This window comes from Limosilactobacillus albertensis (assembly GCF_014145555.1).
In the GTDB taxonomy this organism is placed as follows: domain Bacteria; phylum Bacillota; class Bacilli; order Lactobacillales; family Lactobacillaceae; genus Limosilactobacillus; species Limosilactobacillus albertensis.
Genome location: NZ_JACIVD010000056.1, coordinates 1 through 25,492, shown reverse-complemented (window position 1 = coordinate 25,492; position 25,492 = coordinate 1). Strand labels below are relative to the sequence as shown.

The window sequence follows — 25,492 nt, the reverse complement described above, 5'->3', positions numbered from 1 at the left end:
AACAATATTGACGTTTTAATTGGTTAAAGTTAGATATTATAGAACTTATTTTGCCAGATGGCTGAAAAAGTCTTGAGTTAGTGTATAATAAAATTGAGATAGGTCTAAAGAAGGGAAGTTGATATTCATGACAGATATTGAAATTGCAGATCAAGCGACACTGGAACCAATTACTAAAATTGCTGGAAAACTCGGCCTTTCAGAGGACGATATTGAACAATACGGTAAGTATAAAGCTAAAATTGATTTAAATGTAAAGCCGTTGCCAGACAAAAAGCATAAATTGATTTTAGTTACATCAATTAATCCGACCCCTGCTGGTGAAGGAAAATCAACTGTTTTAATTGGTCTGGGCGATGCAATGAATCAGTTGAATTATCAAACAACAATTGCAATGCGCGAACCATCAATGGGTCCTGTATTTGGGATCAAAGGTGGTGCAACTGGTGGCGGATATAGTCAGGTTGTACCGATGGAAGATATCAATCTGAACTTTACTGGTGACTTACATGCTCTTACAAGTGCCAATAATACTCTTGCTGCTTTGATCGATAACTATATTATGCGTGACAATGCGATGAATCTTGATCCGCGGCGTATTATTTGGAAACGGGTAGAAGATGTTAATGATCGGGCTTTGCGGAATGTTGTCACTGGTCTGGGTGGTCCGATGGCGGGCGTTCCACGTGAAACAGGCTTTGACATTACGGCTGCTTCTGAATTGATGGCGATCTTATGTCTTGCCACTAGCCTTCATGATTTAAAAGAACGGATTAGTCGGATTGTGGTTGGTTATACGTACGATAAAGAACCAGTAACGGTTGGTCAGCTCAACTTCCAAGATGCGATTACGATTATTCTGAAAGATGCATTAAAACCTAACCTTGTTCAAACCCTCGATCATACGCCAACGATTGTTCATGGTGGACCATTTGCAAATATTGCTCACGGTTGTAATAGCGTCTTAGCCACACAGACGGCGCTTAACCTTTCTGACTATACAGTGACCGAAGCCGGCTTTGGTGCTGACCTCGGTGGGGAGAAGTTCCTTGATATTAAACAGCGTGTCCTTGGCAAACATCCTGATGCAATTGTAATTGTAGCAACCGTCCGTGCGCTCGAATATAATGGCGGTGCTAAGCTTGCAGACTTAAATGATGAGAACCTCGATGCCTTAAAGAAGGGGATGGCAAACCTTAACCGTCATATTAAGAACATGCAATTATACGGACTGCCAATTGTGGTGGCAATTAATCATTTTATTTCGGATACAGATAAAGAAATCCAAATGATTAAAGATGACTGTGCAAAGCAAAATGTTGAAGCCGTCTTAACTGATGCTTGGGCTAAGGGTGGAAAAGGAACGCATGATTTGGCGAATAAAGTAGTTGAACTCGCCGATAAGCCAAGCGAATTCACTCATATTTACAATGTTCAAGTTGATGACTTGCAAACTAAATTAGAAAAGATTGCCAAGCAAATCTATGGCGCCAAAGAAGTATCTTTTAGCCGAAAAGCGCAGAATCAATTGAAACGGTTCGCAAAATATGGTTGGAATGATTTGCCGGTATGTATTGCTAAAACACAATACTCATTTACGGATGATCAAAAGCAACTGGGAGCACCAGCGGACTTTATTTTCCACATCCGCGAACTAGTTCCAAAAATTGGTGCAGGTTTTGTCGTTGCCTTAGCTGGTAATATGATGACGATGCCTGGATTACCTAAAGAACCCGCAGCGGTAAACATGACAATTGATGATAACGGCAAGATTACCGGATTATTTTAAATAATTATTAAAAAGTACCGATTGTGTAATTTGTTACATCGGTGCTTTTTTCACAAACTTTTTTAGGGAAGCAGGTTGACAACACGGCAATAAAGGCATGTGAACATAATGACTTTCTTGTGAAAAACCGAAAATAGGCTTACAGTAAGAATATATTATTTTTAACTTTTTAAAAGTAGAGGTGGATGGCTATGGAAAAGAAGCTTCATGGTGCAGATGTCGTTATTGATAGTTTGCGAAAACACGGTATTGATTTGGTTTTTGGAATTCCTGGCGCTAAAATTGATCGATTATTTGAGGCCCTCGATGGAAAAGATAGTGAAGATGCCCCTAAATTAATTGTTACTCGTCATGAACAGAATGCTGCTTTTATGGCGCAAGCATACGGGAGATTAACTGGTAAGACCGGGGTCGCAATCACAACTTCTGGTCCGGGTGTCGGTAATTTAGCAACTGGGATTATGACTGCAAATGCAGAAGGTGATCCGCTATTAGCAATTGGTGGGCAAGTACAACGAAAAGACCTTCACCGGGCAACCCACCAAAGTACCCCTTCAACAGAAATAATGGCACCTATCACCCAATACAGTGCTGAAATTCAAGATCCTAACAATATTTCTGAAATTATGGCAAATGCATTTGAAGCGAGTCAAGATGCACGGAAGGGAGCAGCGTTTGTTAGTCTTCCTCAAGATGTTGACGACGCCGAAGTGACTGAAAAGCCATTGCCAATTTATGAAACACCCAAAATGGGTCCAGCAGATCCAAATGACTTACAAAAATTAGTGGAATTAATTAAAAATAGTAAAATGCCAGTGATCCTAGTTGGTCAGCGGGGAGCAGATGAAGAGATTACAATTGCTTTACGTCAACTGCTAAGTGATTATTCTTTGCCAGTGGTTGAAACTTATCAAGCGGCCGGAGTTGTATCACGGGACTTGGAAAAACAGTCATATTTCGGGCGAATTGGTTTATTCCGTAACCAAGTTGGCGATCAATTACTCCAACAAAGTGATTTAGTAATTACTGTTGGATATGACCCAATCGAATATGAACCGCGGAATTGGAATAAAGAAGGTAATCTGCGGATTGTTAACCTTGATACATTACCAGCGCAAATAGATAACCACTTTACGCCGATTATGCAATTAGTTGGTAATATCGCCACTAGTCTAACGGAACTTGATAAGCTATTGAAGGGCTACCAGTATCCTAAGGCTGCTACTGATCAATTGACTAAGTACAAAAAAGAACTTGATCAAGATAAGAAACTTCAGGCACCAACAAGTAATGGCGCAAGTCACCCATTGGCGGTTGTCCAGGCAATTCAAGAAAACGTGACTGATGATATGCATGTTGCTTTAGACGTAGGTTCGCATTATATTTGGATGGCTCGGCACTTCCGTTGTTACCAGCCGCGTCACCTATTGATTAGCAACGGAATGCAGACGCTAGGTGTTGGCTTACCATGGGCGATGGTTGCGGCAATGCTTTATCCGGAACATAAGGCGGTTGCTGTTTGCGGTGATGGCGGATTCCTTTTCTCCGGCGCTGAATTAGCAACGGCAGTTCAACACCACCTAAATGTTGTTACGATTGTCTGGAATGATGGCGGTCATTATGACATGGTTAAATTTCAAGAGGAAATGAAGTATCCAGAAGCAGCAGGTGTTAAATTCGGCGATGTTGATATCGTTAAATATGCGGAAAGTTTTGGTGCAACCGGATTACGGGTTAATAAGCCTGCTGACCTTACCAAGGTATTGAACCAAGCATTTGATACTGATGGTCCGGTTGTAGTGGATGTTCCGGTTGACTACACTAACAATAAAGAATTAGCTGCTAACTTAATTGATTCACAACTTGGCTAATATAGAAAGGACTGATATTATCACAACTTTATATGAACACGGAACGTTGGCTGCCTTAATGGCTGGCAATTTTGACGGAACAATTACTGTTCGTGATTTATTAAAACACGGGTCAATGGGAATTGGTACATTTACAGGGCTAGATGGTGAAGTTCTTATTTTAGACAATGAGGTTTACCAAGCTGTCGCAAGTGGAAAAGTAAATCATATTACTGATATGAATGCAACAATGCCATTTGCGTCAGTCCATTTTCCAGCTGAACAAAAAGGAATCACGTTAACAGATGTAAATTTTGCAAAACTTAATAATGATTTTGTAAAAGCCCACAAACTTAATAACGTTTTTGCCTTTCTAAAGTTAAATGGAAATTTTGAACATGTTAAAATTCGGATTGCTCCTAAACAGGAAAAGCCATATCCCACGTTGCTTGATGTGGCTCAACACCAGCCTGAATTTACGGCCGATAATATCGCAGGGACAATCATCGGCTACTATGCGCCAGAAATCTTTGGAACGATAACGGCAGCGGGATGGCACCTTCACTTTATCAGTGATGATCGTCAATTTGCTGGTCACCTTCTGGCATTTGATGCTTCCGAATTGACAGGGAGTTTTGAAGTCTTTGATAATTTGGAACAGCATTTGCCGGTTGATAATAAGGAATTTCGTGAAAGTACTGTTGATATGAGTACTTTACGAGATGGAATTGCTAAATCAGAAGGAAATGCTGATTAACATGACGGCGTATAAATAGTACAGTAGAGAACTCATAAATTGGACTACTAGAATTTTCCTTGTTTTAGTAGTCTATTTTTTATAAATATAAAAGACAGGTGTCATAATTCAAATTTACTGAATCGTGACACCTGTTTTTCGTTAACGTCAAGAGTAGCTTATTTTAAGTTTAAAATTTTACTTATCAAGGTTTCCATATCTGCTGGGTTAATAACTTTTTCTTGGCGTGGCGTTTGATCTACTAATGCTTGGACACCAGCGCTAAGTTGATCGCCCAGAAGGCCATGTAACTGTTGAAGCGCAGGGAGGCCGCTTTGACTAACTTTTTGAGTGGTTAGTGCATGGTAGACGGTTTCAGGGAATTTATACGGACTGGCAGTTGACACGATAACCGTGGGAGTTGTGTCATGGCTTTGTTGCTGATATTGATGTGTTACATGTGATGCCACTGCGGTATGCGGGTCAATAACATATCCATCATTTAAATATACTCGTTTAATTTCGGCTTCAACTTCATCGGGGGTTGCAAAACCAGCCACAAATTGCTCCTGAAGCTTATTTAATACGGTGGAATCTACTTGATAGTGACCGTCAGTAGCTAATTGCTTCATTAATTCAGCAACTGTTACGCAGTTTTCATCATAAAGATCAAAGAGGAGCCGCTCAAGATTACTTGATACTAAAATATCCATTGCTGGTGAGTTAGTTAGGTAAAAGTTGCGGCGCCGATCATATTTTCCGCTCTTGAAAAAGTCGGTCAATACATTGTTTTCATTAGAAGCACACAGGAGCTTGTTAATTGGTAAGCCTAATTTTTTAGCGTAGTAACCAGCGAGAATATCGCCAAAATTACCAGTCGGCACGGTGAAATTAACTTTCTCCCCTAGTTGGATCCCGCCTGCATAAACAAGCTGTCCGTATGCAGCAAAATAGTACACAATTTGGGGGACAAGCCGCCCGATATTCATTGAATTAGCTGAGGAAAAGCAGTTATTATTTTGTGCAAGACGGTCATTAAATGCTTGATCGTTGAAAATATGTTTAACACTTGTCTGGGCATCATCAAAATTACCCTTAATTGCGATTGCGTGGAGGTTTGCTCCAGGCTGTCCCAGCATTTGGCGTAATTGAACCGGACTAACCCCGCCAGCAGGGTAGAAGACGATTACCTGGGTGTCTTTTTGATTGCTAAAGCCCCGCATTGAGGCCGTTCCAGTATCACCAGAAGTTGCGGTAAGGATAACGATTTGCTTTTCTAATTGGGTGTTTTGTGCAGCACGTGTCATTAATTGGGGTAACATTTGTAAGGCGATATCCTTAAATGCCAGTGTTGGCCCGTGAAAAAGCTCAAGGTAATAATTGCCGGCATGTTTGGGTGTTAATGGGGCGATTAAGCGGCTATCCCACTGACTACCATAAGCGGTATTTGCACTTTTTAGTAGTTGGTCACCCGTAAATTCATCAAAAAACCAGTTAAGAATAGTTGCAGCAAGTTGTTGGTACGGCAACGAAATTAAGGTTGCAAGGTTATAAGTTGGTTGAGGAAAATGAAGCGGTACATAAAGACCGCCGTCTGGAGCAAGTCCTTGTAAGATAGCAGTTGGTGATTTTAAAATCGTTGATAAGTCTCCCTGAGTGCTACGGTAGTCCATGATAGTTCCTCCAATTTCAAAGGTGATTTTATTTTAATTGTATGTTTCTTATATGCTATGGTACAATGCTGGAAATGAAAAAACAATGAGAAACTGAGGCGGGAAAATGAAAAACATTAAACTGGGACTGCTCGGTCTGGGTACGGTCGGGTCAGGAGTCTTACAGATGGTTCAACAAAATGCGGATAAAATTCTCGATGTTACTGGGTGCAAGTTAACAGTTAAAACAGCTTTAGTTCGAAACCTTGATAACTATACTAAGTATGCTGATGAAACTTCTTTAACAACTGATTTTGATGAAATCTTGAATGATGATGAAATAAAAATTGTAGTTGAACTTATGGGGGGTATTCATCCGGCTAAAGAATATATTACAACCTTATTAAAAAATCATAAGAACGTGGTTACGGCGAACAAGGATTTGATTGCGTCTTATGGCCCAGAATTGATGGCTGTCGCGCATGAAAACCACTGTGATTTAATGTTTGAAGCGAGTGTGGCTGGTGGGATTCCTATTTTGCGAACGATTGCTAATAGCTTTACAGCAGATAAGGTTACTGAAGTAAAAGGGATTGTAAACGGAACAACGAATTACATCTTAACGCAAATGAGCCAGCGGGGATGGTCATACCACCAAGCACTTACCCAAGCACAACAGCTGGGATTTGCGGAAAGCGATCCAACCAATGACGTAACGGGTAAGGATGCAGCTTACAAGATGATTATATTAAGCCAATTTGCATTTGGAACCCAACTAGATATTAAGGATATTGCGGTGGAAGGAATTGACCGGTTAAATGACGCTGATGTTCAACAAGCAGCGGCATTTGGATACGTAATTAAATTACTAGGAATTGCCAAGCTGGTTAATAATGGAGTGTTTGTCGAAGTTGGTCCAGTATTAATCCCTCGCGATCATCCTTTAGCAACAATCAATAATGAATTTAATGCAGTAATGGTTACAGCCCAAGCGGTCGGTGATACGCTCTTTTATGGCCGCGGTGCAGGGGGCTTGCCAACTGCCAACAGTGTGTTAAGCGATATAACGACGGTAACGAAAAACATTATCCTGGTAACTAATGGGAATCTCTTTAATAATTACCAACAACCTTATATTCCGGCAAAACTTGCTGATATAAAATACCCATACTATTTATCGTTAACCTTACCGGACGTTCCCGGGCAAATGTTGAAGCTAACACAGATGATGACGGATGTTAATGCTAGTTTTCGGGAAATAACCCAAACAAAAGATGGCAAAATTGCGCACATTGCAATCATTACTCACCGGATGAGCAAAGAACAATTACAGACATTGCTAACTAAAGTGGATAATGATCAGTCAATTAACTTGTCGGCGGCTTATAAAGTGATGGGATAGGAGGAAGTATAATGATTATTCAAGCACCTGCTTCCAGTGCTAATCTTGGTCCGGGATTTGACTCGATTGGGATTGCAGTTTCTTTGTATTTAAAATTAGAAGTCCTTGGCCCAAGCGATAACTGGCAGGTTGATCACCAACTTGGTAAGCTTCCTCATGATGAGACAAATATGATTGTAACAACGGCATTAAGTGTCGCACCGGATTTACCGCCACAGCACCTGCGGGTAGTGAGTGAAATTCCGGTAGCACATGGATTAGGAAGCAGTTCAAGTGCAATTGTCGCCGGAATCGAATTAGCAAATCAGCTTAAGGACCTGAACCTTAGTAAGGAAGAAAAAGTTGAGATTGCCAGTCAGATTGAAGGTCATCCTGATAATGTCGCACCGGCTATTCTAGGGGGATTAGTAGTAGGGACGCATATTAAGGGGCATTTTTCTGCGATTGAAGCGCCCTTATTCCCCTATGCTTTTGCTGCATATATCCCGCCTTATAATCTAAAAACAGCTGATGCGCGAGCTGCCTTGCCATATCAACTAGAATATTCCCAAGCTGTTCATGCGAGCGCGGTTGCTAATACCTTTGTTGCTAGTTTGTTTGCTAAAAACTATGATGTAGCGTTTAAATTAATGGAGGCAGATCGCTTTCATGAACCATATCGCAAAGAGCTGGTTCCAGAATTAGATCAAATTCGTGAATTAGGGAAAAAACACGGAGCACTAGCAACGTATTTAAGCGGCGCTGGACCAACAGTAATGACAGTTATCGATAATGACGATTACGGATTATTTGAACAGGCAGTACATGCTGCGGGGCTAAAGGGAAAAGTAGTCCGCTTACACCCAGATGTTGAAGGAGTTAAACTAATATAATTTAGGAAAGAGGCTGGAAATGGATTCGGCCTTTTTTTCTTTTTGTGAATTTTAACGAACTATTTTAATTTAAATATTAATTAAGTTCGACTTTTGTATTGAATTATAAAAAAGTCTTTGCTATCCTTAAAGCAGATTTGAGGAGGCAGAGATATGAGTGATATTAGTGTAGTAATGGGCAGTAAATCAGACTGGCCAACAGTTAAAGAGACATGCGCAATCTTGGATCAATTTGGCGTAACCTACGAAAAAAAGGTGATTTCAGCACACCGAATGCCAAACGAAATGTTCGCTTTTGCGCAGAATGCTGTTGATAATGGGATTAAAGTGATTATTGCCTGTGCGGGAGGAGCAGCTCATTTGCCAGGGATGGTTGCCGCAAATACTCCCTTGCCGGTAATCGGGATTCCAGGGCAGACGAAGGCTCTTGGCGGAATGGATTCACTCTTATCAATTGTCCAAATGCCAGCCGGAATTCCAGTGGCAACTACTGCTATTGGTAAAGCCGGAGCAAAAAACGCAGCGTTATTAGCACTTCAAATATTAGGAATTACAGATAAAAGAATCCAGCAAAAAATCATTGAGTATCGACAAGTTATGCATGACCAAGCAAAAGAAAGTGGGAAAGATCTTGAATAAGTTTATTCCGCAAGGCGCGACTATTGGTATTATCGGTGGCGGTCAATTAGGACAAATGATGGCATTGGATGCCAAGCAAACCGGAATGAAGGTTGTTATCCTTGACCCGACTCCGCAATGTCCTGCTGCACAGGTGGCTGATGAGCAAATTATCGCCCCGTATTCTGACGTTAAGGCAATTGAAGAATTAGCTAATAAGGCGGATGTCCTAACATATGAATTTGAAAATGTTGATTTAAAAGCGATTGAAGATGTTGCCAATCGGGTTTATGTTCCGCAAGGCACGCATTTACTTTATATCACTAAAAATCGTTTACGCGAGAAAAACTTCTTACGCAAAGCAAAATTAAAAACAGCCCCCTTTTTACCTGTTCACGATACTGATGGATTGCAGACGGCGATTAAAAAGATAGGTTATCCGGCGGTCTTAAAGACTAGTGAGGGCGGTTATGATGGACATGGGCAAGAGGTTCTTTATCATGATACGGATTTAATGAAGTGTGCTGATATTCTTGCTAGTGGTGATTGCATATTAGAAGGGTGGGTTCCCTTTGAATTAGAATGTTCTGTAATGGTAGGGCGAAATGAAAATGGGGAGATTACTGTTTTTCCTGTTTCAGAAAATATTCATCATAATGAAATCCTTCATTTGAGTATTGTCCCTGCTAGAATTCCGCCGCGTCTCCAAGAAGAAGCACAACAAATGGCGGTTAAGATTGCCGAAGCGATAGATCTTCGTGGGATTTTAGGCGTTGAAATGTTCGTAACTGCTAATGGGGAAATTTATATTAATGAATTAGCACCACGACCGCATAATTCAGGGCATTATTCGATTGAAGCCTGCAACTTTTCCCAGTTTGCAATTCACAATCGTGCCGTTTGTAACTGGCCGCTGCCAAAGATTGAACTATTAGAACCAGTAATAATGGTTAATGTCTTAGGCCAGCATGTGCAGAAAGTGCGTGCTGAAATTAGGAACAAGCCAAACTGGCATTTCCATGATTATGGTAAGGCAGAAGTACGGCACAATCGTAAAATGGGGCATGTTACGGTCTTAACTAAAAACATTGCAGCAACCTTAGAAGAAATTGATAATACCGGAATATGGAATGACTAAAGTTCGGCTTTACGTACCTATATTTCCTATGCGATAATACGTTTAGAAAAAGATAGAGAGGATTTTTAACAGATGATTGATCGTTATACTAGTCCAGAGATGAAGAAGATTTGGAGTTTAGAGACGCAATACCAGTGCTGGCTTGATGTGGAAATTGCCGCTGATGAAGCATGGAGCAAGTTGGGGCACATTCCAGCAGAGGACGTTGAGAAAATTAAGAAAAATGCTAAGTTCTCTGTTGAAGGAATTGCTGAGATTGAGGCTGTGACGCATCATGATGTGATTGCTTTTACCCGTGATGTTTCAAAATCATTGGGACCTGAACGCAAGTGGGTTCATTATGGAATGACTAGTACAGACGTTGTTGATACCGCGCAAGGATTGCGTTTAAAAAAGGCGAACGATATCTTACGTCAAGATATTGATAACTTTATGGATGTATTAAAGGAATTAGCCGAAAAATATAAGTATACCGTTTGCATGGGACGGACGCATGGTGTTCATGCTGAACCAACAACATTTGGTTTGAAGGCTGCTCGCTGGTATTCAGAAATGAAACGTAATAAAGAACGGTTTGAACACGCTGCTAAAGGTGTTGAGGCTGGTAAGATTTCTGGTGCTGTTGGGACTTTTGCGGAAATCGATCCGTTTGTTGAAGAATATGTTTGCAAGAAACTTGGCTTACGGCCACAGGAAATCTCAACACAGGTTCTTCCTCGCGATCTCCATGCGGAATACATTGCAACGATTGCTCTTATTGGAACCAGCATGGAAGAAATGGCAACAGAAATTCGATCGCTTCAACGGACCGAGATTCATGAGGTAGAAGAACACTTTGCTAAAGGGCAGAAGGGGTCATCAGCAATGCCCCACAAGCGTAACCCAATTGGCTCGGAAAACATTACCGGTTGTGCGCGGATGCTCCGTGGATTTATGGTTCCGGCTTACGAAGATGTTTCTTTATGGCATGAACGTGATATTTCACATTCAAGTGCTGAACGAATGATCTTACCTGATGCTACTTCATTGCTTGACTACATGTTGCGGCGGTTTGGCCGAATCTTAAAGAACTTAGATGTTTTCCCTGAAACGATGAAGAAAAATATGGACAAGACGCTTGGCTTGATTTACAGTGGCCGGGTTTTACTAAAGCTGGTTAATAGCGGAATGACCCGTGAAGCTGCTTATGACCTGATTCAGCCATATACGGCTAAGTGCTGGGCAGAGCAAATTCCGTTCCGTCCGTTATTAGAAGATGATCCAACGGTTCAAAAGCAGCTAACTAAAGAAGACCTTGATGACGCATTTGATTATCACTGGCATCTTCGCCATGTTGATGATATTTATAAGCGGTTGGGATTAAACTAAAAATAACGAGTAAAAGGCGATGACGAACTTCAATGGTTGTCACCGTCTTTTTATTATCTAATTTTTGATAAAACACGAACTTTAAATTTAAAATAATGAATAATTATCGTATTTTATATTGACAGAGGTGAGAGGGTGATAGTATATTATGTTCATGGAAACCGAAGTTAGAACTAAAAATATTAATTATAGTTCGTGTTTTTGAAAGGGAGTTCCTTGAGATGGATAAATTATTGTATACCGGTAAAGCAAAAGAAATGTGGCAAACCGATGATCCAGATGTTTTAAGAGTTGTTTACTTGGATCAAGCGACTGCACTAAACGGTAAACGAAAAGAGCACTTTGCGGGAAAGGGAAAGGCAGCTAACGCAATTTCATCTCTTATTTTTCGTTACCTAATGGATCATGGGGTCGCTACTCATTTTATAAAGAAATTATCTGCTGACGAGGATCTAGTAAAGAAGTGTCAGATGTTTCCGCTTGAGTTTGTTACGCGGAATGTGATTGCTGGACATTTTGCTACACGGTATGGACTTAAAGAGGGGGCTGTTCTTGCCAATCCGGTTGAAGAAACTTTCTTTAAAAGCGATGACCTTGATGATCCGTTTATTAACGAATCGGCGACGGTTGCCCTAAAGATTGCTAGTCATCAAGACCTTGCGCAAATGTGGAATGTTTGCCGAAAAGTAAATGAGCTGCTCCGTCCTTTGTTTGCCAAGGCGGGGATGCAATTAGTTGATTTTAAGCTTGAATTTGGCCGCCTTAGTAATGGTGAAATTATTTTGGCTGATGAATTTTCACCGGACAATTGCCGCTTATGGGATACGGCTACCAATCACCACCTGGATAAGGATGTATACAGGCGTAAACTTGCTGATTTAACACAGACCTATGATGAAGTTCTGGCACGCTTACAGGCGGTTATCAAGGAGGAAAATTAAATGACAAATGTTCGGATTTTCGTGACATATAAGCCATCGGTATTTGATCCCCAAGGTGAAACAATTAAAGAAGCAATTCAATCGTTGGGTCATGATGAAGTGACTGCCGTAAAAGCAGGAAAGTTTTTCGATGTAACTTTAACGGCAACTGGTGAAGATGTTGCAAGGGCGGTAAAAGAAATCGCGGATCAACTACTCGTTAATTTCAACATGGAAACGTACACTTACCAAGTAATGGAGGAAGCCTAAATGAGAATTGCGGTAGTTGTTTTCCCTGGCTCAAATTGTGATGTCGATCTTTATGAAGCACTTCACTCTGTTTGCCATGCTGATGTTGAGTATGTATCTCATTATCAAAAGAGTCTTAATGGTTTTGATGCGGTAATGTTACCAGGCGGTTTTTCATATGGGGATTATTTACGAGCAGGTGCAATTGCCCGTTTTACTAATATTATGCCAGCGATAATTGCGATGGCAGATGCTGGGAAACCAGTTTTTGGAACATGCAATGGCTTTCAGATTTTAACGGAAGCCGGATTGCTGCCGGGAGCGTTAAAACCTAATGACAGTCAGCAGTTTATCTGCAAAAATGTTCCCCTAGAAGTTGTTAATTCACAAACAGTATTTACCAACCAATATCAAAAACACGAACGAATATCATTGCCAATTGCTCATGCTGATGGTAGCTACTATGCTGATGAGCAAACATTGGATCGGCTAGAAAGAAATAATCAAATCGTCTTTCGTTATGCAGAAGGAAACCCGAATGGTAGTTTACATAATATTGCCGGAATTACTAATGAGCGTGGAAATGTCCTAGGGATGATGCCTCACCCAGAACGGGCAGTTGAATCGCTGCTTGGTAATACTGATGGGTTGCGGTTATTTGAATCCTTGCTAGAAAATGGCAGAGTAAAAGCGGAGGCATGATTGATGAGACAAGCAATGACCCCAGAAGAAATTAAAGAGAAAAAACCTTACTTAGATTGGAGTCTAACGGAGGCCGAATATGATTACATTCGAACACACCTCCTCGGAAGATTACCAAATTACACGGAAACCGGCTTATTCTCAGCAATGTGGAGTGAGCACTGTTCGTACAAAAAATCGAAACCTGTTCTACGCCTTTTTCCCAACAAAAATGAACGGGTACTTCAAGGACCGGGAGAAGGTGCTGGTGTTGTTGATATTGGCGATGGTCAAGCAGTGGTATTTAAAGCGGAGAGTCATAATCATCCCACGACCGTCGAACCGTATCAAGGTGCTGCAACGGGGGTCGGGGGGATTCTCCGGGACATCTTCAGTATGGGTGCACGACCAATTGCGTCATTAGATTCGCTGCATTTTGGCGAGTTAACAGATCAAACGATGCGGATGAAGGTAGCGAATACTGTCCGAGGAATTGGCGACTATGGAAATTGTATGGGAATTCCTACAGTTGCTGGCGAAACAACTTTTGATCCGTGCTATCAAGGTAATGTTTTATGCAATGCAATGAGCGTTGGGCTAATGGATCAAAAAGACATTCAACAAGGACGGGCTGCTGGAATAGGCAATGCGGTAATGTATGTGGGTGCTAAGACAGGTCGTGACGGCATTCACGGTGCGACGTTTGCTTCCGCTGATTTCAATGATGAAAATAATACACAACGGTCAGCTGTCCAAGTTGGTGATCCCTTTATGGAAAAACTGTTGCTAGAGGCATGTTTAGATCTAATTAAGAATCATCCGGAATGGCTCGTCGGGATTCAAGATATGGGTGCTGCGGGAATTGTTTCTTCAAGTGCAGAGATGGCATCTGAAGGAGCAAGCGGAATGGAACTAAACCTTGATCTTGTACCACAACGAGAACCGCACATGTCGGCTTATGAAATTATGTTAAGCGAATCGCAAGAACGGATGCTATTGTGCGTGAAAAAGGGACATGAAGAGGATGTAAAAGAAATTTTTGATTTTTATGGTCTTGAAGCGGTAACGATTGGCCGAATTACACCAGGACATGACTATGTGTTATTTCATGATGGTGAAGAAGTTTGTCATATTCCGGTTTCGAGTTTGACTGATGATGTATTAGAGGAAGAAAGCTTGGAGAAAAAACCAGACCGAATTATCCAAGCAGAGCAACAAACGCCATGGTATCCGCAGATCGTTAATCCGACCCGAACCTTGTTAGATTTGCTTCAGCAGCCAACGATTGCTGATAAAAGCAGCTTATATCAGCAGTATGATTCACAAGTACGGACGAATACAGTTGTCGGTCCCGGAAGTGATGCGGGAGTTTTGCGGATTCGGGGAACTCAAAAGGGATTAGCGATGACAACGGATGGAAATGGTCGTTTTGTTTACCTAAATCCAGAGGTTGGCGGACAAATCGCCCTGGTAGAAGCGGCCGCAAATGTGATTGCCAGCGGGGCGGAACCGTTAGCTATTACTGACTGTTTAAATTACGGCGACCCAACTGATCCTGAAATTTTCTGGGAGCTCCATCAATCGGTTCAAGGAATGGCGGATGCTTGTCGGGAGTTCAATACACCGGTTATTTCAGGCAATGTTTCCTTATATAACGAGAATAATGGCCGTGCAATTCATCCTACTCCCATGGTTGGAATGGTTGGCCTAATCAAAAATGTTGCGCATGTAATCCCATCATTCGTGCAACACCCTGGCGATAAAGTTTATTTGGTTGGTAACACCCGCGATGATTATGCCGGTTCGGAGTTGCAAAAAATGTTAACAGGGGACATTAGCGGTCTTGTACAACCATTTGACCTTCACCACGTTCATGAATACATGAAGAAATTACTTTTGTTAATGGAAAAAGGATTGATTACAAGCGCCCATGACCTTAGCGAGGGTGGCTTAGGCGTAGCTTTAGCTGAAATGTTGTTTAAGACAAAACGAGGGTTTAAGTTAAATCTTTCTGATTACACAGCTGCGCAACTATTTAGTGAAACTCCAGGCAGGTTTGTAGTAACAGTCGCTCCAGAAAAGGCAATTGAATTTGAAAAGCAATTAGCCGGGGATGCGACGATGATCGGCGAAGTTACGAATAGTCATTGGCTGATGGCAAAACTAGCAGATAGTGAACTTAATGCTCGTGTTGATAAGCTGCAAAAAGTATGGGAGGAGGCGATTCCGTGTCAGCTGAAATCAAGGGACTAAATGAAGAGTGCGGGGTATTTGGTGTTTTTGGTGCCACAGATGCTAGTCAATTAACTTACTACGGCCTGCATACCCTTCAACATCGTGGGCAAGAAGGAGCAGGAATTATCTCAACAGATGGCGAAAACCTTTATCAACACCGTGACCGGGGATTATTGTCGAAAGTTTTTGCTGATCCGGCAGAACTCAAACGCTTATTGGGTAAAGCGGCAATCGGTCATGTTCGTTATGGTACAAGCGGGCATAATTCGATTGCTAACGTTCAGCCTTTTCTCTTTCGCTTTCATGATGGCGGTATTGCACTAGCACATAACGGAAATTTAACTAATGCAATTACTCTTCGACGTGAATTAGAAAATGAAGGGGCAGTTTTTCAGTCCGATTCTGATACGGAAATCTTAATCCACCTAATTCGTAAATATATCAATAAAGGTTTTATTCCGGCTTTGAAAAAGAGTTTGAATATTGTCCATGGCGGGTTTGCCTACTTGCTTTTACAAAAAGACCGATTAATTGCCGCACTTGATCCGAATGGAATTCGTCCGTTATGTATTGGACGGTTGACTAATGGCGCTTACGTGGTTGCTAGTGAAACTTGTGCGCTAGATATCGTCAACGCTAAATTCGTTCGCGATGTCTTACCAGGCGAATTGATTATTATTGATCGCGATGGCCTGCATATTGACCACTACACCACGCAAACGCAGCTAGCAATCTGCTCGATGGAATACATTTATTTTGCGCGTCCGGATTCAATTATTCATGGGGTAACCGTCCATAATGCGCGTAAAAGAATGGGAAAATTACTAGCACAGGAACATCCGGTTGATGCAGATATGGTTATTGGCGTCCCTAACTCATCCCTGTCGGCAGCGAGCGGTTACGCTGAGGAAAGCGGCTTACCGTATGAGATGGGATTAATAAAAAGCCAATATGTTGCGCGAACATTTATTCAGCCTACCCAAGAATTACGGGAACTTGGGGTTCATATGAAACTTTCGGCGGTACGAGGAGTAGTGAAAGGAAAACGGGTTGCGGTAGTCGATGATTCAATTGTCCGTGGAACTACTTCTAAGCAGATTGTTCAGATGCTTAAGAAAGCGGGCGCCAAAGAAGTACATATGTTGATTTCATCTCCGCCATTTAAATTTCCGTGCTTTTATGGAATCGATGTTTCAACGCGCTCAGAACTCATGGCTGCTCATCATTCGGTTGAAGAGATGAGAAAACTGATCGGTGCGGATTCACTTAATTTTTTGAGCAAGGATAGGCTGATCAGGGCGATTGACGTGCCTGATGCAGGAGATGCCCCTAATGGCGGACTTACGGTTGCTTATTTTGATGGAAAGTATCCAACCCCTCTTTATGATTATGAAGAAGGATATTTAAAGTCATTAAATGAACAGGAACGAATGGTGAGAAAGGAGCAGGTTAAATGAGCCGCTATCAAGACGCAGGTGTTGATGTCAACGCTGGGTATGAGCTTGTTCACCGGATAAAAGCAGCGGTTAACTCTACTGCTCGCCCTGGAGTACTAGGCGGAATTGGCAGTTTTGGCGGAATGTTTGATTTGAGCAAATTAAAAGTAGCACAGCCTATCCTTGTTTCAGGAACGGATGGAGTTGGAACTAAGCTATTAATTGCTCAACAAATGGACAAACATGACACAATCGGAATCGACGTGGTAGCAATGTGTGCTAATGATGTCCTAGCACAGGGAGCCGCGCCGATAACTTTCCTTGATTACATTGCAACTGGTCACAATAATCCTGCGAAAATGGCAGAAATTGTTCAAGGAGTAGCGACTGGCTGTCGGCAAGCGGAGGCAGCATTAATTGGCGGTGAAACGGCAGAAATGCCAGATATGTATGATAAGGACGAATATGACTTAGCAGGAACGATTGTGGGGGTAGCGGAAAAAGAAGAGCTGTTAACGACAAATGGACCACAAAAAGGAGATATCCTTATCGGTTTACCGTCTAGCGGTTTGCATTCCAATGGCTTTTCCTTAGTTCGGCAAATCTTATTTAAGGATCACCATGTTGAGTTAGGCGACTGTCCGGCTGAGCTAGGCGGCCAGAGTGTTGGCGCAACGATATTAACACCAACCAGAATCTATGTTCGAGCAGTCTTGCCATTAATTCATCAGAAATTGATTCATGGCATTAGTCATATCACAGGCGGGGGATTAATTGAGAATGTTCCCCGAATGCTTGGCAATAATTTACAAGCAGTTGTTGATTCATCCCGGTGGCCTAAATTACCGATTTTTGATTATTTGCGTATTTTAGGGGACCTAACAAGGGATGATTGTTTTCAAACTTTTAACATGGGACTAGGGATGGTATTAGCGGTAGCACCAGAAAAGGCGCCCCAGGTTCAACGTTTGCTTTCAGAGCAGCAAATGCCTAGTTACCAGATCGGCTACCTTCGTCATTGTTTGCCCAATACGGAGAAGATTGTTATTAAGTGAGGTTTCTAAATGAAAGTTGCAATTTTAGCATCAGGAAATGGTACTAACTTTGAAGTTTTAGCCCGCCATTTTAAAGATGGTGACTTACCGGGTGAATTAGTATTGCTATTTTGCAATCACCCCAATGCGCCAGTGATGGAACGGGCAAAACGATTACGGATTCCAGCTGTAAGCTTTACTGTTAAATCCTGCGGCGGAAAAGAAGAATATGAGCAAAGATTATTAGCAGTATTACAGGAATATCAGGTTGATTTTATTGCTTTAGCCGGATATTTACGGGTGATTGGTCCTACAATTTTAGATCATTATGCCCATCGGATTATTAATCTTCACCCAGCGTGGTTACCAGAATATCCTGGGCTACATTCTATTGAGCGGGCTTTTAATGATCAGCGGGCACAAACAGGAGTAACGGTTCACTATATTGATTCGGGATTAGATTCAGGACCTATTATTGCGCAGGAACATGTGCCGATTTTACCAACGGATACTATTGAGACATTGGCAGCACGAGTCCATGAAACTGAACATCATTTATATCCGCAGGCACTTAAACAGGCATTAAAAAAGGAGCAAAATTAAGTTATGAAAAGAGCATTAGTAAGTGTTTCCGATAAGCAGAACTTGGTCCCATTTGTTAAGGGGTTGGTTGAAAACGGATTTGAGATTGTTTCGACTGGCGGAACAAAGCGGGTATTAGATGAAGCAGGAATTACAACCATTGGAATAGAAGAAGTTACTCATTTTCCAGAAATCCTTGATGGACGGGTAAAAACACTAAATCCGTATGTTCATGGGGGATTATTAGCGCGTCGTGACCTTCCTGAACATATGGCGACTTTAAAAGAGTTGAAGATTACGCCAATCGATTTAGTGTGCGTCAATCTCTATCCGTTTAAAGAAACAATTGAAAAGCCGGGAGTTAAACCGAATGATGCAATTGAAAACATTGATATTGGTGGCCCGAGCATGGTTCGCTCTGCAGCAAAAAATTACCATGATGTGACAATTGTTGTGGATCAAGCTGATTATGATGAAGTTTTAAATCAAATTAAAAATGAAGGGAACACTACGCTTGCCACGCGCGCAAAACTCGCTGCAAAAGCATTTCGCCATACTGCCGCTTATGATGCCCTTATTTCGCAATACTTTACAAAGCAGATCGGCATTAACGACCCAGAAAAATTAACTTTAACCTGGGACCTGAAAGAAACGATGCGCTATGGTGAAAATAGTCATCAGCAAGCATGGTTATATGAAGACGCCCTTCCTAAGAGTTTTTCGATTTTGCAAGCTCAGCAGTTACACGGTAAAAAGCTTTCTTACAATAATATTAAGGATGCGGATGAAGCATTACGGTGTATTCGTGAATTCGATGAGCCGACAGTAGTAGCGATGAAGCACATGAACCCATGCGGAATTGGCCGTGGTGATTCCTTAGTTAAGGCTTGGGACCGCGCTTATGAAGCAGATCCGGTTTCTATTTTTGGCGGGGTAATTGCACTTAATCGGCAGGTCGACTTAGCAACTGCAGAAAAAATGCATAAGATCTTTTTAGAAATTGTTATAGCACCCGGCTTTGATGACGATGCTTATGAGTTGTTAGCAAAGAAGAAAAATATTCGCTTGCTAAGTCTTGATTTTAGTAGGAAGGACGAACCGACGAAGCATGAGGTAGTATCCGTGATGGGTGGAATGCTACTCCAGGAACAAGATACATTAAAAGAAGATTATCATGACTGGCAATGTGTTACTGAGACGCAGCCAACGGAGGAACAGCTTAAAACCTTGATGTTTGCCTGGAAAGCGGTCAAACATGCTAAATCAAACGCAATTGTATTAGCAAATAATGAGCGAACGTTGGGCGTAGGAGAAGGACAACCTAATAGAATTGATTCATTAAAAATTGCGGTCAAACATGCTGGCAATAATATCGATGAACAAACAGTAATGGCATCAGATGCCTTTTTCCCGTTTGGTGATTGTGTTGAATATGCAGGTAAACGTGGGATTAAGGCGGTTGTTCAACCTGGTGGCTCAATTCGCGATCAAGAATCAATTGATATGGCTAATAAGTATGGAATTGCAATGGTAACAACGGGGATTCGGCATTTCCGCCACTAAGTTTTAGGAGGACCTTATGAAAAAGCAAAATGTGTTAGTTGTGGGTGAAGGCGGTCGTGAATTTGCGATTGCAAAAAAATTACAAAAAAGTCCCCGTGTTAAGCAGGTATATTGCGCGCCGGGAAATGTTGGGATGGCTGCAATCGGTGTGGTTCCGGTGGCAATTGCAGAGACTGATTTTGCTAAGCTGATTCAGTTTGCTAAAGATCATGAGGTTGCATGGACGTTTGTTGGTCCTGAAGATTGTTTAGTTGATGGAATTGTTGATGAATTTGAAGCAGCCGGACTTAAGGCTTTTGGTCCCGACGCTCGGGCAGCTCAACTAGAGGGTTCAAAAGACTATGCCCTTAATTTTATGAAGAATTACCATGTTCCAACCGCTCGCCACGCAACCTATCGTGACCAGACGGCGGCAATTAATGGTGTTGACCAGTTTGGCTTTCCCGTAGTAATTAAGGAAAACGGCTTGGCGGGAGGAAAAGGAGTTGTTATTGCTAAAACCCGGGATGAAGCGGTTAGAACGATTAAAGAGATGTTTGCTAATGGGCAGGCACGGTTGGTTATTGAAGAGTGCCTAACTGGTTCAGAATATTCAATGTTTGTGTTGGTTAGTAATGGGCACTATCGGATTCTGCCAATGGCTCAAGATTATAAACGGGCATTTGATGGGGATGAAGGTCCTAATACCGGGGGGATGGGCGCCTATAGCCCGCTGCCCCAACTTTCTTCGGCTGTTTTTCAACGGATGGTCGATGAGGTAGTTAAGCCGACAGTTGATGGTTTAGTTGCTGGTGGCTACCACTATCATGGGATTTTGTATATTGGTCTTATTTTGACTGATGAAGGGCCTAAAGTAATTGAATATAATGTTCGCCTTGGTGATCCGGAAACACAGGTGATTTTGCCACGGCTGAAAACAGACTTATTTGAACTTGTGGATGCCGCTATTAATGACCGGCCTTTACCGGAAGTTATCGAAGGCGCAGATGCTTGTTTTGGTGTTGTCCTAGCATCAAAAGGATATCCAACTAAGCCAGTCCACGGGCAGAAATTGGGCGTATTTCCGGTGGCTGATAATATTACTATTGACTATGCAAACGTTACCGGAACAGCTAATGAATTGGTTGGTGCTGGCGGGCGGTTGCTAATGGTTATAGGAGAAGACTTATCCCTTCAAAAGGCGCATGACCAGGTTTATGATTATTTAGCCTGTCTTGATGAACCAGAATGCTTCTACCGTCATGACATTGGAGCCAAAGCAGGCTTATAGGAATTTAGGGCTCGCTATTGGAATTTGACGGCGAATGGATTAAAATAATGAAGTAATGCTATTTAAAGCGAGATTTAAGAAGAAAGAGGTCAATTGAACATGGCTAAATTAGTATTAATTCGTCACGGTCAAAGTGAATGGAACTTATCTAACCAATTTACTGGTTGGGTTGATGTTGATTTAAGTGAAAAGGGTGTTGAACAAGCAAAGAATGCCGGTAAGGCCCTTAAAGAACACGGCATTGAGTTCGATTACGCATATACTTCTGTTTTGAAGCGTGCTATCAAGACTTTACATTACGCTCTTGAAGAATGCGATCAATTATGGATTCCTGAATACAAGACTTGGCGTCTAAATGAACGTCACTATGGTGCACTTCAAGGTCACAACAAAAAGAAGGCTGCTGAAAAGTACGGTGACGAACAAGTTCATATTTGGCGTCGTTCATACGATGTGTTACCTCCATTGCTAAGTGCTGACGATGAAGGTTCTGCTGCTCAAGACCGTCGTTACGCTAACTTAGACCCACGTGCCATTCCTGGTGGTGAAAACTTAAAGGTTACTTTGGAACGGGTTATTCCTTTATGGCAAGACGAAATTGCACCAAAGCTTTTGGATAACAAGAACGTTATTATCGCTGCCCACGGTAACTCTCTTCGTGCATTGAGCAAGTACATTGAAGACATTTCTGACGAAGATATCATGAACCTTGAAATGGCTACTGGTCAACCAGTTGTTTACGACTTCGATGACAAGCTTAATGTATTAAGCAAGGAAAAGTACTAAAATAAAAACAATTTATTAAAATGGAGAGGTAGGAAAAGTAATATTTTCTGTAGCCTCTCCATTTTTAATCTAACTGTGAAGAAATAATGAATAATTTAGCGAATAAATTGAGCTTATAATGAGTTGTGGTATGATTAACATCAGAATCTAATAAGATGGAGAGAATTTAAATGAAAATGGAAAAACAACGAACACTTCCAATGGAGGAATTCGTAACTTCATTGAAGAAACTGGTAAAGCCTAACTATTTAAAGGCGATGTGGCCAGTTGCTGGAGTTTCAATTATTTTTATTGCTTTAGTTTCAATTTTGACGTTGCTTAATTCTAATATTGCAGCATCAATGAGTATGACGATGATGATGGTAATGTACGGGATGGCTTCCCCGGTTGCAATCCTGTTCTCATTGTTAGAAGTTCTGGGGATTTTCGCAATCATTGCGGTATTAGCATTCTTTTATTCATTTTTTGCAGTAGCAACACAGTATACTTACCAGGATAAATTAGCTTATCCAGAACAACCGGTTAGTGCTGGGTCAATTTGGATGCATTACAAGCACTTGCGGAAAAATCAACTTTGGCGGATCATGCTTTACGTTACATTGTTTACGTTCTTGTGGAGCTTGCCGCTTAGTATTGTTAGTGCCTTACTACTGCCTCATTTGTCAGGGATGGCGGCTGTTTATACCGGTTGGACAATTCGTATTCTTAACGATATTGTTGTTTTATGGAAGAGTATTGAATATTCGCAATCGTACTTCCTATATCGTGAAAAGCAGCCACAATTTCTTGGTCAATCAATGCGGTATGCTTTAACCGCAAGTCGCCGCTTTATGACCGGACGGAAGTGGAACTACTTTGCAATCGTGTTTGTATTAGAATTGCTTCCAATCTTAGTATGGAGCTTGATCTTTGGCGGTCTTGCCTTTTACGGCATTTATACAGCTACATATGTCCTTACATATGTGGGAATTGTTGTTGTAATTGTGGGAATTGCTTGTTATCTCCCAGTTGTCTATGCAATTCTTGCTTTGTACTATAATAAGGCACGGGCAGGGATGGAAATGGATGTTCTCTTTACAGATACATTTAAGCCGGTTGCCGATTTAACAGGTGAAGCTTATGTCCATGAAGTATACGTAGAAAAGCAGACTAAGAAGCAACCATCATCAGCTGCTAAGCACGAACCTAAAAAAGATAAATAATTAACAATGAGCTGGAGAGTGAGAATGTCTTCAGCTTTTTATTTTTTGGATAGTAATCTCATGTTAAATAGTGCTTGACAGTAGTCGCTGATTCCATGTACAATGACGGCAATAATTAAAGACGAAGAAGTAATTTTAGTAGCGAGCGGTTGGACATTTAGGAAGCAAGTGGTTACTGTAAACTTGGCCAATACCGTTGTGCGAATTACACTTACGGAGTCTTTCAGCATTTGAACGGATCGTCTCGTTATCGACTAGAGTGGTAGCTATTTAGCTGCAAATCAAGGTGGTAACGCGGTAAATCGTCCCTGACTTCATTTATTGAGGCCAGGGATTTTTTGTATCCGAGAATTTTGGAGGTAAAGCATGGATATTCTTAATGAGCTAGAATGGCGTGGCGCTATTAATCAAGTTACAGACGAAGAAGGTTTGCGTAAATTAACATCAGAAAATAAGATTGCCCTTTATTGCGGAACCGACCCGACAGGAGATAGTCTTCATATTGGACACCTAATTCCATTTATGATTTTGAAAAGGTTCCAATTAGCTGGACATCATCCGGTTATTATTATCGGTGGGGGAACCGGCGCAATCGGTGATCCATCAGGGCGAAAATCAGAACGGCAGCTTCAAACAATGGATCAGGTTCACCATAACGAAGAAGCTTTGACTGCTCAGATGAAGAAGTTGTTTGGTACAGAGAATTTTACGATTGTTAACAATTATGAATGGCTTTCCAAGATTAGCTTATTAGACTTCCTTCGTGACTACGGTAAATTATTTAATATTAATACAATGTTAAATAAAGAAGTCGTAGCTAGCCGATTGGATGCCGGAATCTCGTATACTGAATTCACTTACCAGATTCTTCAATCAGTCGATTTCCTTCATCTTTACCGTCATAATGACGTTCAACTACAAATTGGTGGTTCTGATCAGTGGGGCAACATTACTGCCGGAATAGATTTAATCCACAAGATAGAAGGACCAGCCACAAAAGTATATGGACTTACAATTCCATTAATGTTGAAGGCAGATGGAACTAAGTTTGGTAAAACCGCTGGTGGTGCAGTTTGGCTTGATCCGGAAAAGACTTCACCATATGAGTTCTACCAATTCTGGATTAACCAAGATGACCGTGATGTTGTAAAGTATTTGAAGTACTTTACATTCTTGTCCAAAGAAGAAATCGATGACTTGGCGGAAAAGGTTAAAAACGAACCATGGAAACGGGAAGCCCAACGCCGCTTAGCCCAAGAAGTAACAAAGTTTGTTCATGGACAAGAAGCGGTTGAGGAAGCGGAACGAATTAGTAAAGCACTGTTTTCTGGGGATGTGGCAGACCTTTCTGTTGCGGAAATTGAACAAGGGTTTAAGAATATGCCTTCAGTTGATGTAGAAAACAAGAAAGAAAATATTGTTGTTTGGTTAACCGATAATGGCATTGAACCTTCACGTCGCCAAGCACGGCAAGATGTATCAAGCGGCGCAATTAGAATTAATGGTGAAAAAGTCGATGATGTTGATGCAGAAATCGATCCGCAGGCACACTTTGATGGTAAATTTGTAATTGTACGAAAAGGTAAGAAACATTATTACTTAGCCCGTGTAAAATAAGAATAAAATGATTGTTAGTAAATACGCTTTTAAGGATATGCTTTAGGGGCGTATTTATTTGTTTTTAAACTTTAAAAACAAATAAATTTTATAAAAGAAAGTGAAATGTTTGTATTTAAAAAATAAATTTAGAAAGTTTAGAAAAAGTGTTGACGAGGGAGTGAAATCCATGTATAGTAATTATCGTTGTCAAAACAGTGATGTGCTGTTGAGATGCTTCAAATTAAAAGTTATAAATAATTGTTGACATCTGATTGACAACATGATATATTAATAAAGTTGCTGATTGAGTTATTAATTTAGAAGGAATTCAAAATTAATTAAAATTTCTTCTTGACAAGTTAAGTTGATGCATGATATAATAAATATGTTGATTGACTGCTTAGTTAGTTAACTGGTAGACCTTTGAAAACTGAACAAAGTTTCGACGAATCAAATGTGTAGGGTCTTCAATCACGATGTGATTTGAAGCAAAACATTTGCGAAGTCAAT

The 25,492-nt window shown here is 41.2% G+C and carries 21 protein-coding genes; 20 read left to right on the top strand and 1 reads right to left on the bottom strand.

Annotation, left to right across the window (positions count from 1 at the left end; genetic code table 11):
- The first annotated feature begins 127 nt into the window (after positions 1 to 127).
- The 3 genes from H5S41_RS04200 (at position 128) to budA (ending at position 4,396) form a co-directional block, all read left to right on the top strand.
- Positions 128 to 1,789, top strand: a complete 1,662-nt coding sequence (locus H5S41_RS04200) for a formate--tetrahydrofolate ligase (RefSeq protein ID WP_182602448.1) — start codon at positions 128 to 130, stop codon at positions 1,787 to 1,789.
- A gap of 191 nt (positions 1,790 to 1,980) precedes the next feature.
- Positions 1,981 to 3,660 carry an acetolactate synthase AlsS gene (alsS, locus tag H5S41_RS04195; protein ID WP_182602447.1) on the top strand — a complete coding sequence of 560 codons (1,680 nt, stop codon included), beginning with the start codon at positions 1,981 to 1,983 and terminating at the stop codon, positions 3,658 to 3,660.
- 19 nt (positions 3,661 to 3,679) lie between these two features.
- Positions 3,680 to 4,396, top strand: a complete 717-nt coding sequence (gene budA, locus H5S41_RS04190) for an acetolactate decarboxylase (RefSeq protein WP_182602468.1) — start codon at positions 3,680 to 3,682, stop codon at positions 4,394 to 4,396.
- A 158-nt stretch (positions 4,397 to 4,554) separates the two neighbouring features.
- On the opposite strand, the gene thrC is transcribed toward budA, so the two are convergent.
- A complete protein-coding gene (gene thrC, locus H5S41_RS04185; RefSeq protein ID WP_182602446.1) occupies positions 4,555 to 6,048 on the bottom strand; it encodes a threonine synthase in 1,494 nt (497 codons plus the stop codon).
- 106 nt (positions 6,049 to 6,154) lie between these two features.
- Between thrC and H5S41_RS04180 the strand changes: the two genes are divergently transcribed.
- The 17 genes from H5S41_RS04180 to tyrS all read left to right on the top strand — a co-directional run bounded on the left by H5S41_RS04180 (position 6,155) and on the right by tyrS (position 25,000).
- A complete protein-coding gene (locus tag H5S41_RS04180) occupies positions 6,155 to 7,429 on the top strand; it encodes a homoserine dehydrogenase (protein WP_182602445.1) in 1,275 nt (424 codons plus the stop codon).
- An 11-nt stretch (positions 7,430 to 7,440) separates the two neighbouring features.
- Positions 7,441 to 8,301: a homoserine kinase gene (gene thrB / locus H5S41_RS04175; protein WP_182602444.1), complete on the top strand. Its 861-nt coding sequence runs from the start codon at positions 7,441 to 7,443 to the stop codon at positions 8,299 to 8,301.
- Positions 8,302 to 8,454: 153 nt separating this feature from the next.
- The gene (gene purE, locus H5S41_RS04170; protein WP_182602443.1) at positions 8,455 to 8,940 is read left to right on the top strand and encodes a 5-(carboxyamino)imidazole ribonucleotide mutase; all 486 of its coding nucleotides are present in this window, start codon (positions 8,455 to 8,457) and stop codon (positions 8,938 to 8,940) included.
- A complete protein-coding gene (gene purK, locus H5S41_RS04165) occupies positions 8,903 to 10,057 on the top strand; it encodes a 5-(carboxyamino)imidazole ribonucleotide synthase (RefSeq protein WP_182602442.1) in 1,155 nt (384 codons plus the stop codon). Before purE ends, purK begins: the two co-directional genes overlap by 38 nt.
- A gap of 72 nt (positions 10,058 to 10,129) precedes the next feature.
- A complete protein-coding gene (gene purB, locus H5S41_RS04160; RefSeq protein WP_182598627.1) occupies positions 10,130 to 11,425 on the top strand; it encodes an adenylosuccinate lyase in 1,296 nt (431 codons plus the stop codon).
- 221 nt (positions 11,426 to 11,646) lie between these two features.
- On the top strand, positions 11,647 to 12,366 hold the full coding sequence (gene purC, locus H5S41_RS04155; protein ID WP_182602441.1) for a phosphoribosylaminoimidazolesuccinocarboxamide synthase: 720 nt from the start codon (positions 11,647 to 11,649) through the stop codon (positions 12,364 to 12,366).
- Positions 12,367 to 12,615, top strand: a complete 249-nt coding sequence (gene purS, locus H5S41_RS04150; RefSeq protein WP_163705670.1) for a phosphoribosylformylglycinamidine synthase subunit PurS — start codon at positions 12,367 to 12,369, stop codon at positions 12,613 to 12,615.
- Positions 12,616 to 13,296, top strand: coding sequence for a phosphoribosylformylglycinamidine synthase subunit PurQ (purQ, locus tag H5S41_RS04145; RefSeq protein WP_182602440.1), 681 nt, complete (start codon positions 12,616 to 12,618; stop codon positions 13,294 to 13,296).
- 3 nt (positions 13,297 to 13,299) lie between these two features.
- A complete protein-coding gene (gene purL / locus H5S41_RS04140; RefSeq protein ID WP_182602439.1) occupies positions 13,300 to 15,528 on the top strand; it encodes a phosphoribosylformylglycinamidine synthase subunit PurL in 2,229 nt (742 codons plus the stop codon).
- A complete protein-coding gene (gene purF, locus H5S41_RS04135) occupies positions 15,504 to 16,967 on the top strand; it encodes an amidophosphoribosyltransferase (RefSeq protein WP_182602438.1) in 1,464 nt (487 codons plus the stop codon). The genes purL and purF overlap by 25 nt, the downstream gene beginning before the upstream one ends.
- A complete protein-coding gene (gene purM, locus H5S41_RS04130; protein ID WP_182602437.1) occupies positions 16,964 to 18,001 on the top strand; it encodes a phosphoribosylformylglycinamidine cyclo-ligase in 1,038 nt (345 codons plus the stop codon). The genes purF and purM overlap by 4 nt, the downstream gene beginning before the upstream one ends.
- Positions 18,002 to 18,010: 9 nt before the next feature.
- Positions 18,011 to 18,583: a phosphoribosylglycinamide formyltransferase gene (gene purN, locus H5S41_RS11930; protein WP_231833074.1), complete on the top strand. Its 573-nt coding sequence runs from the start codon at positions 18,011 to 18,013 to the stop codon at positions 18,581 to 18,583.
- Between the two features lie 3 nt (positions 18,584 to 18,586).
- The gene (purH, locus tag H5S41_RS04125) at positions 18,587 to 20,125 is read left to right on the top strand and encodes a bifunctional phosphoribosylaminoimidazolecarboxamide formyltransferase/IMP cyclohydrolase (RefSeq protein ID WP_231833073.1); all 1,539 of its coding nucleotides are present in this window, start codon (positions 18,587 to 18,589) and stop codon (positions 20,123 to 20,125) included.
- Between the two features lie 16 nt (positions 20,126 to 20,141).
- Positions 20,142 to 21,395 (top strand): phosphoribosylamine--glycine ligase, encoded by a 1,254-nt coding sequence (purD, locus tag H5S41_RS04120; protein ID WP_182602436.1) that lies wholly within the window; start codon positions 20,142 to 20,144, stop codon positions 21,393 to 21,395.
- 99 nt (positions 21,396 to 21,494) lie between these two features.
- On the top strand, positions 21,495 to 22,181 hold the full coding sequence (locus H5S41_RS04115; protein ID WP_153710783.1) for a 2,3-diphosphoglycerate-dependent phosphoglycerate mutase: 687 nt from the start codon (positions 21,495 to 21,497) through the stop codon (positions 22,179 to 22,181).
- 170 nt (positions 22,182 to 22,351) lie between these two features.
- Entirely contained in the window at positions 22,352 to 23,383 is a 1,032-nt protein-coding gene (locus tag H5S41_RS04110) for a hypothetical protein (RefSeq protein WP_182602435.1), read from the top strand.
- A gap of 366 nt (positions 23,384 to 23,749) precedes the next feature.
- Entirely contained in the window at positions 23,750 to 25,000 is a 1,251-nt protein-coding gene (gene tyrS, locus H5S41_RS04105) for a tyrosine--tRNA ligase (RefSeq protein ID WP_182598637.1), read from the top strand.
- The last annotated feature ends 492 nt before the right edge of the window (positions 25,001 to 25,492 follow it).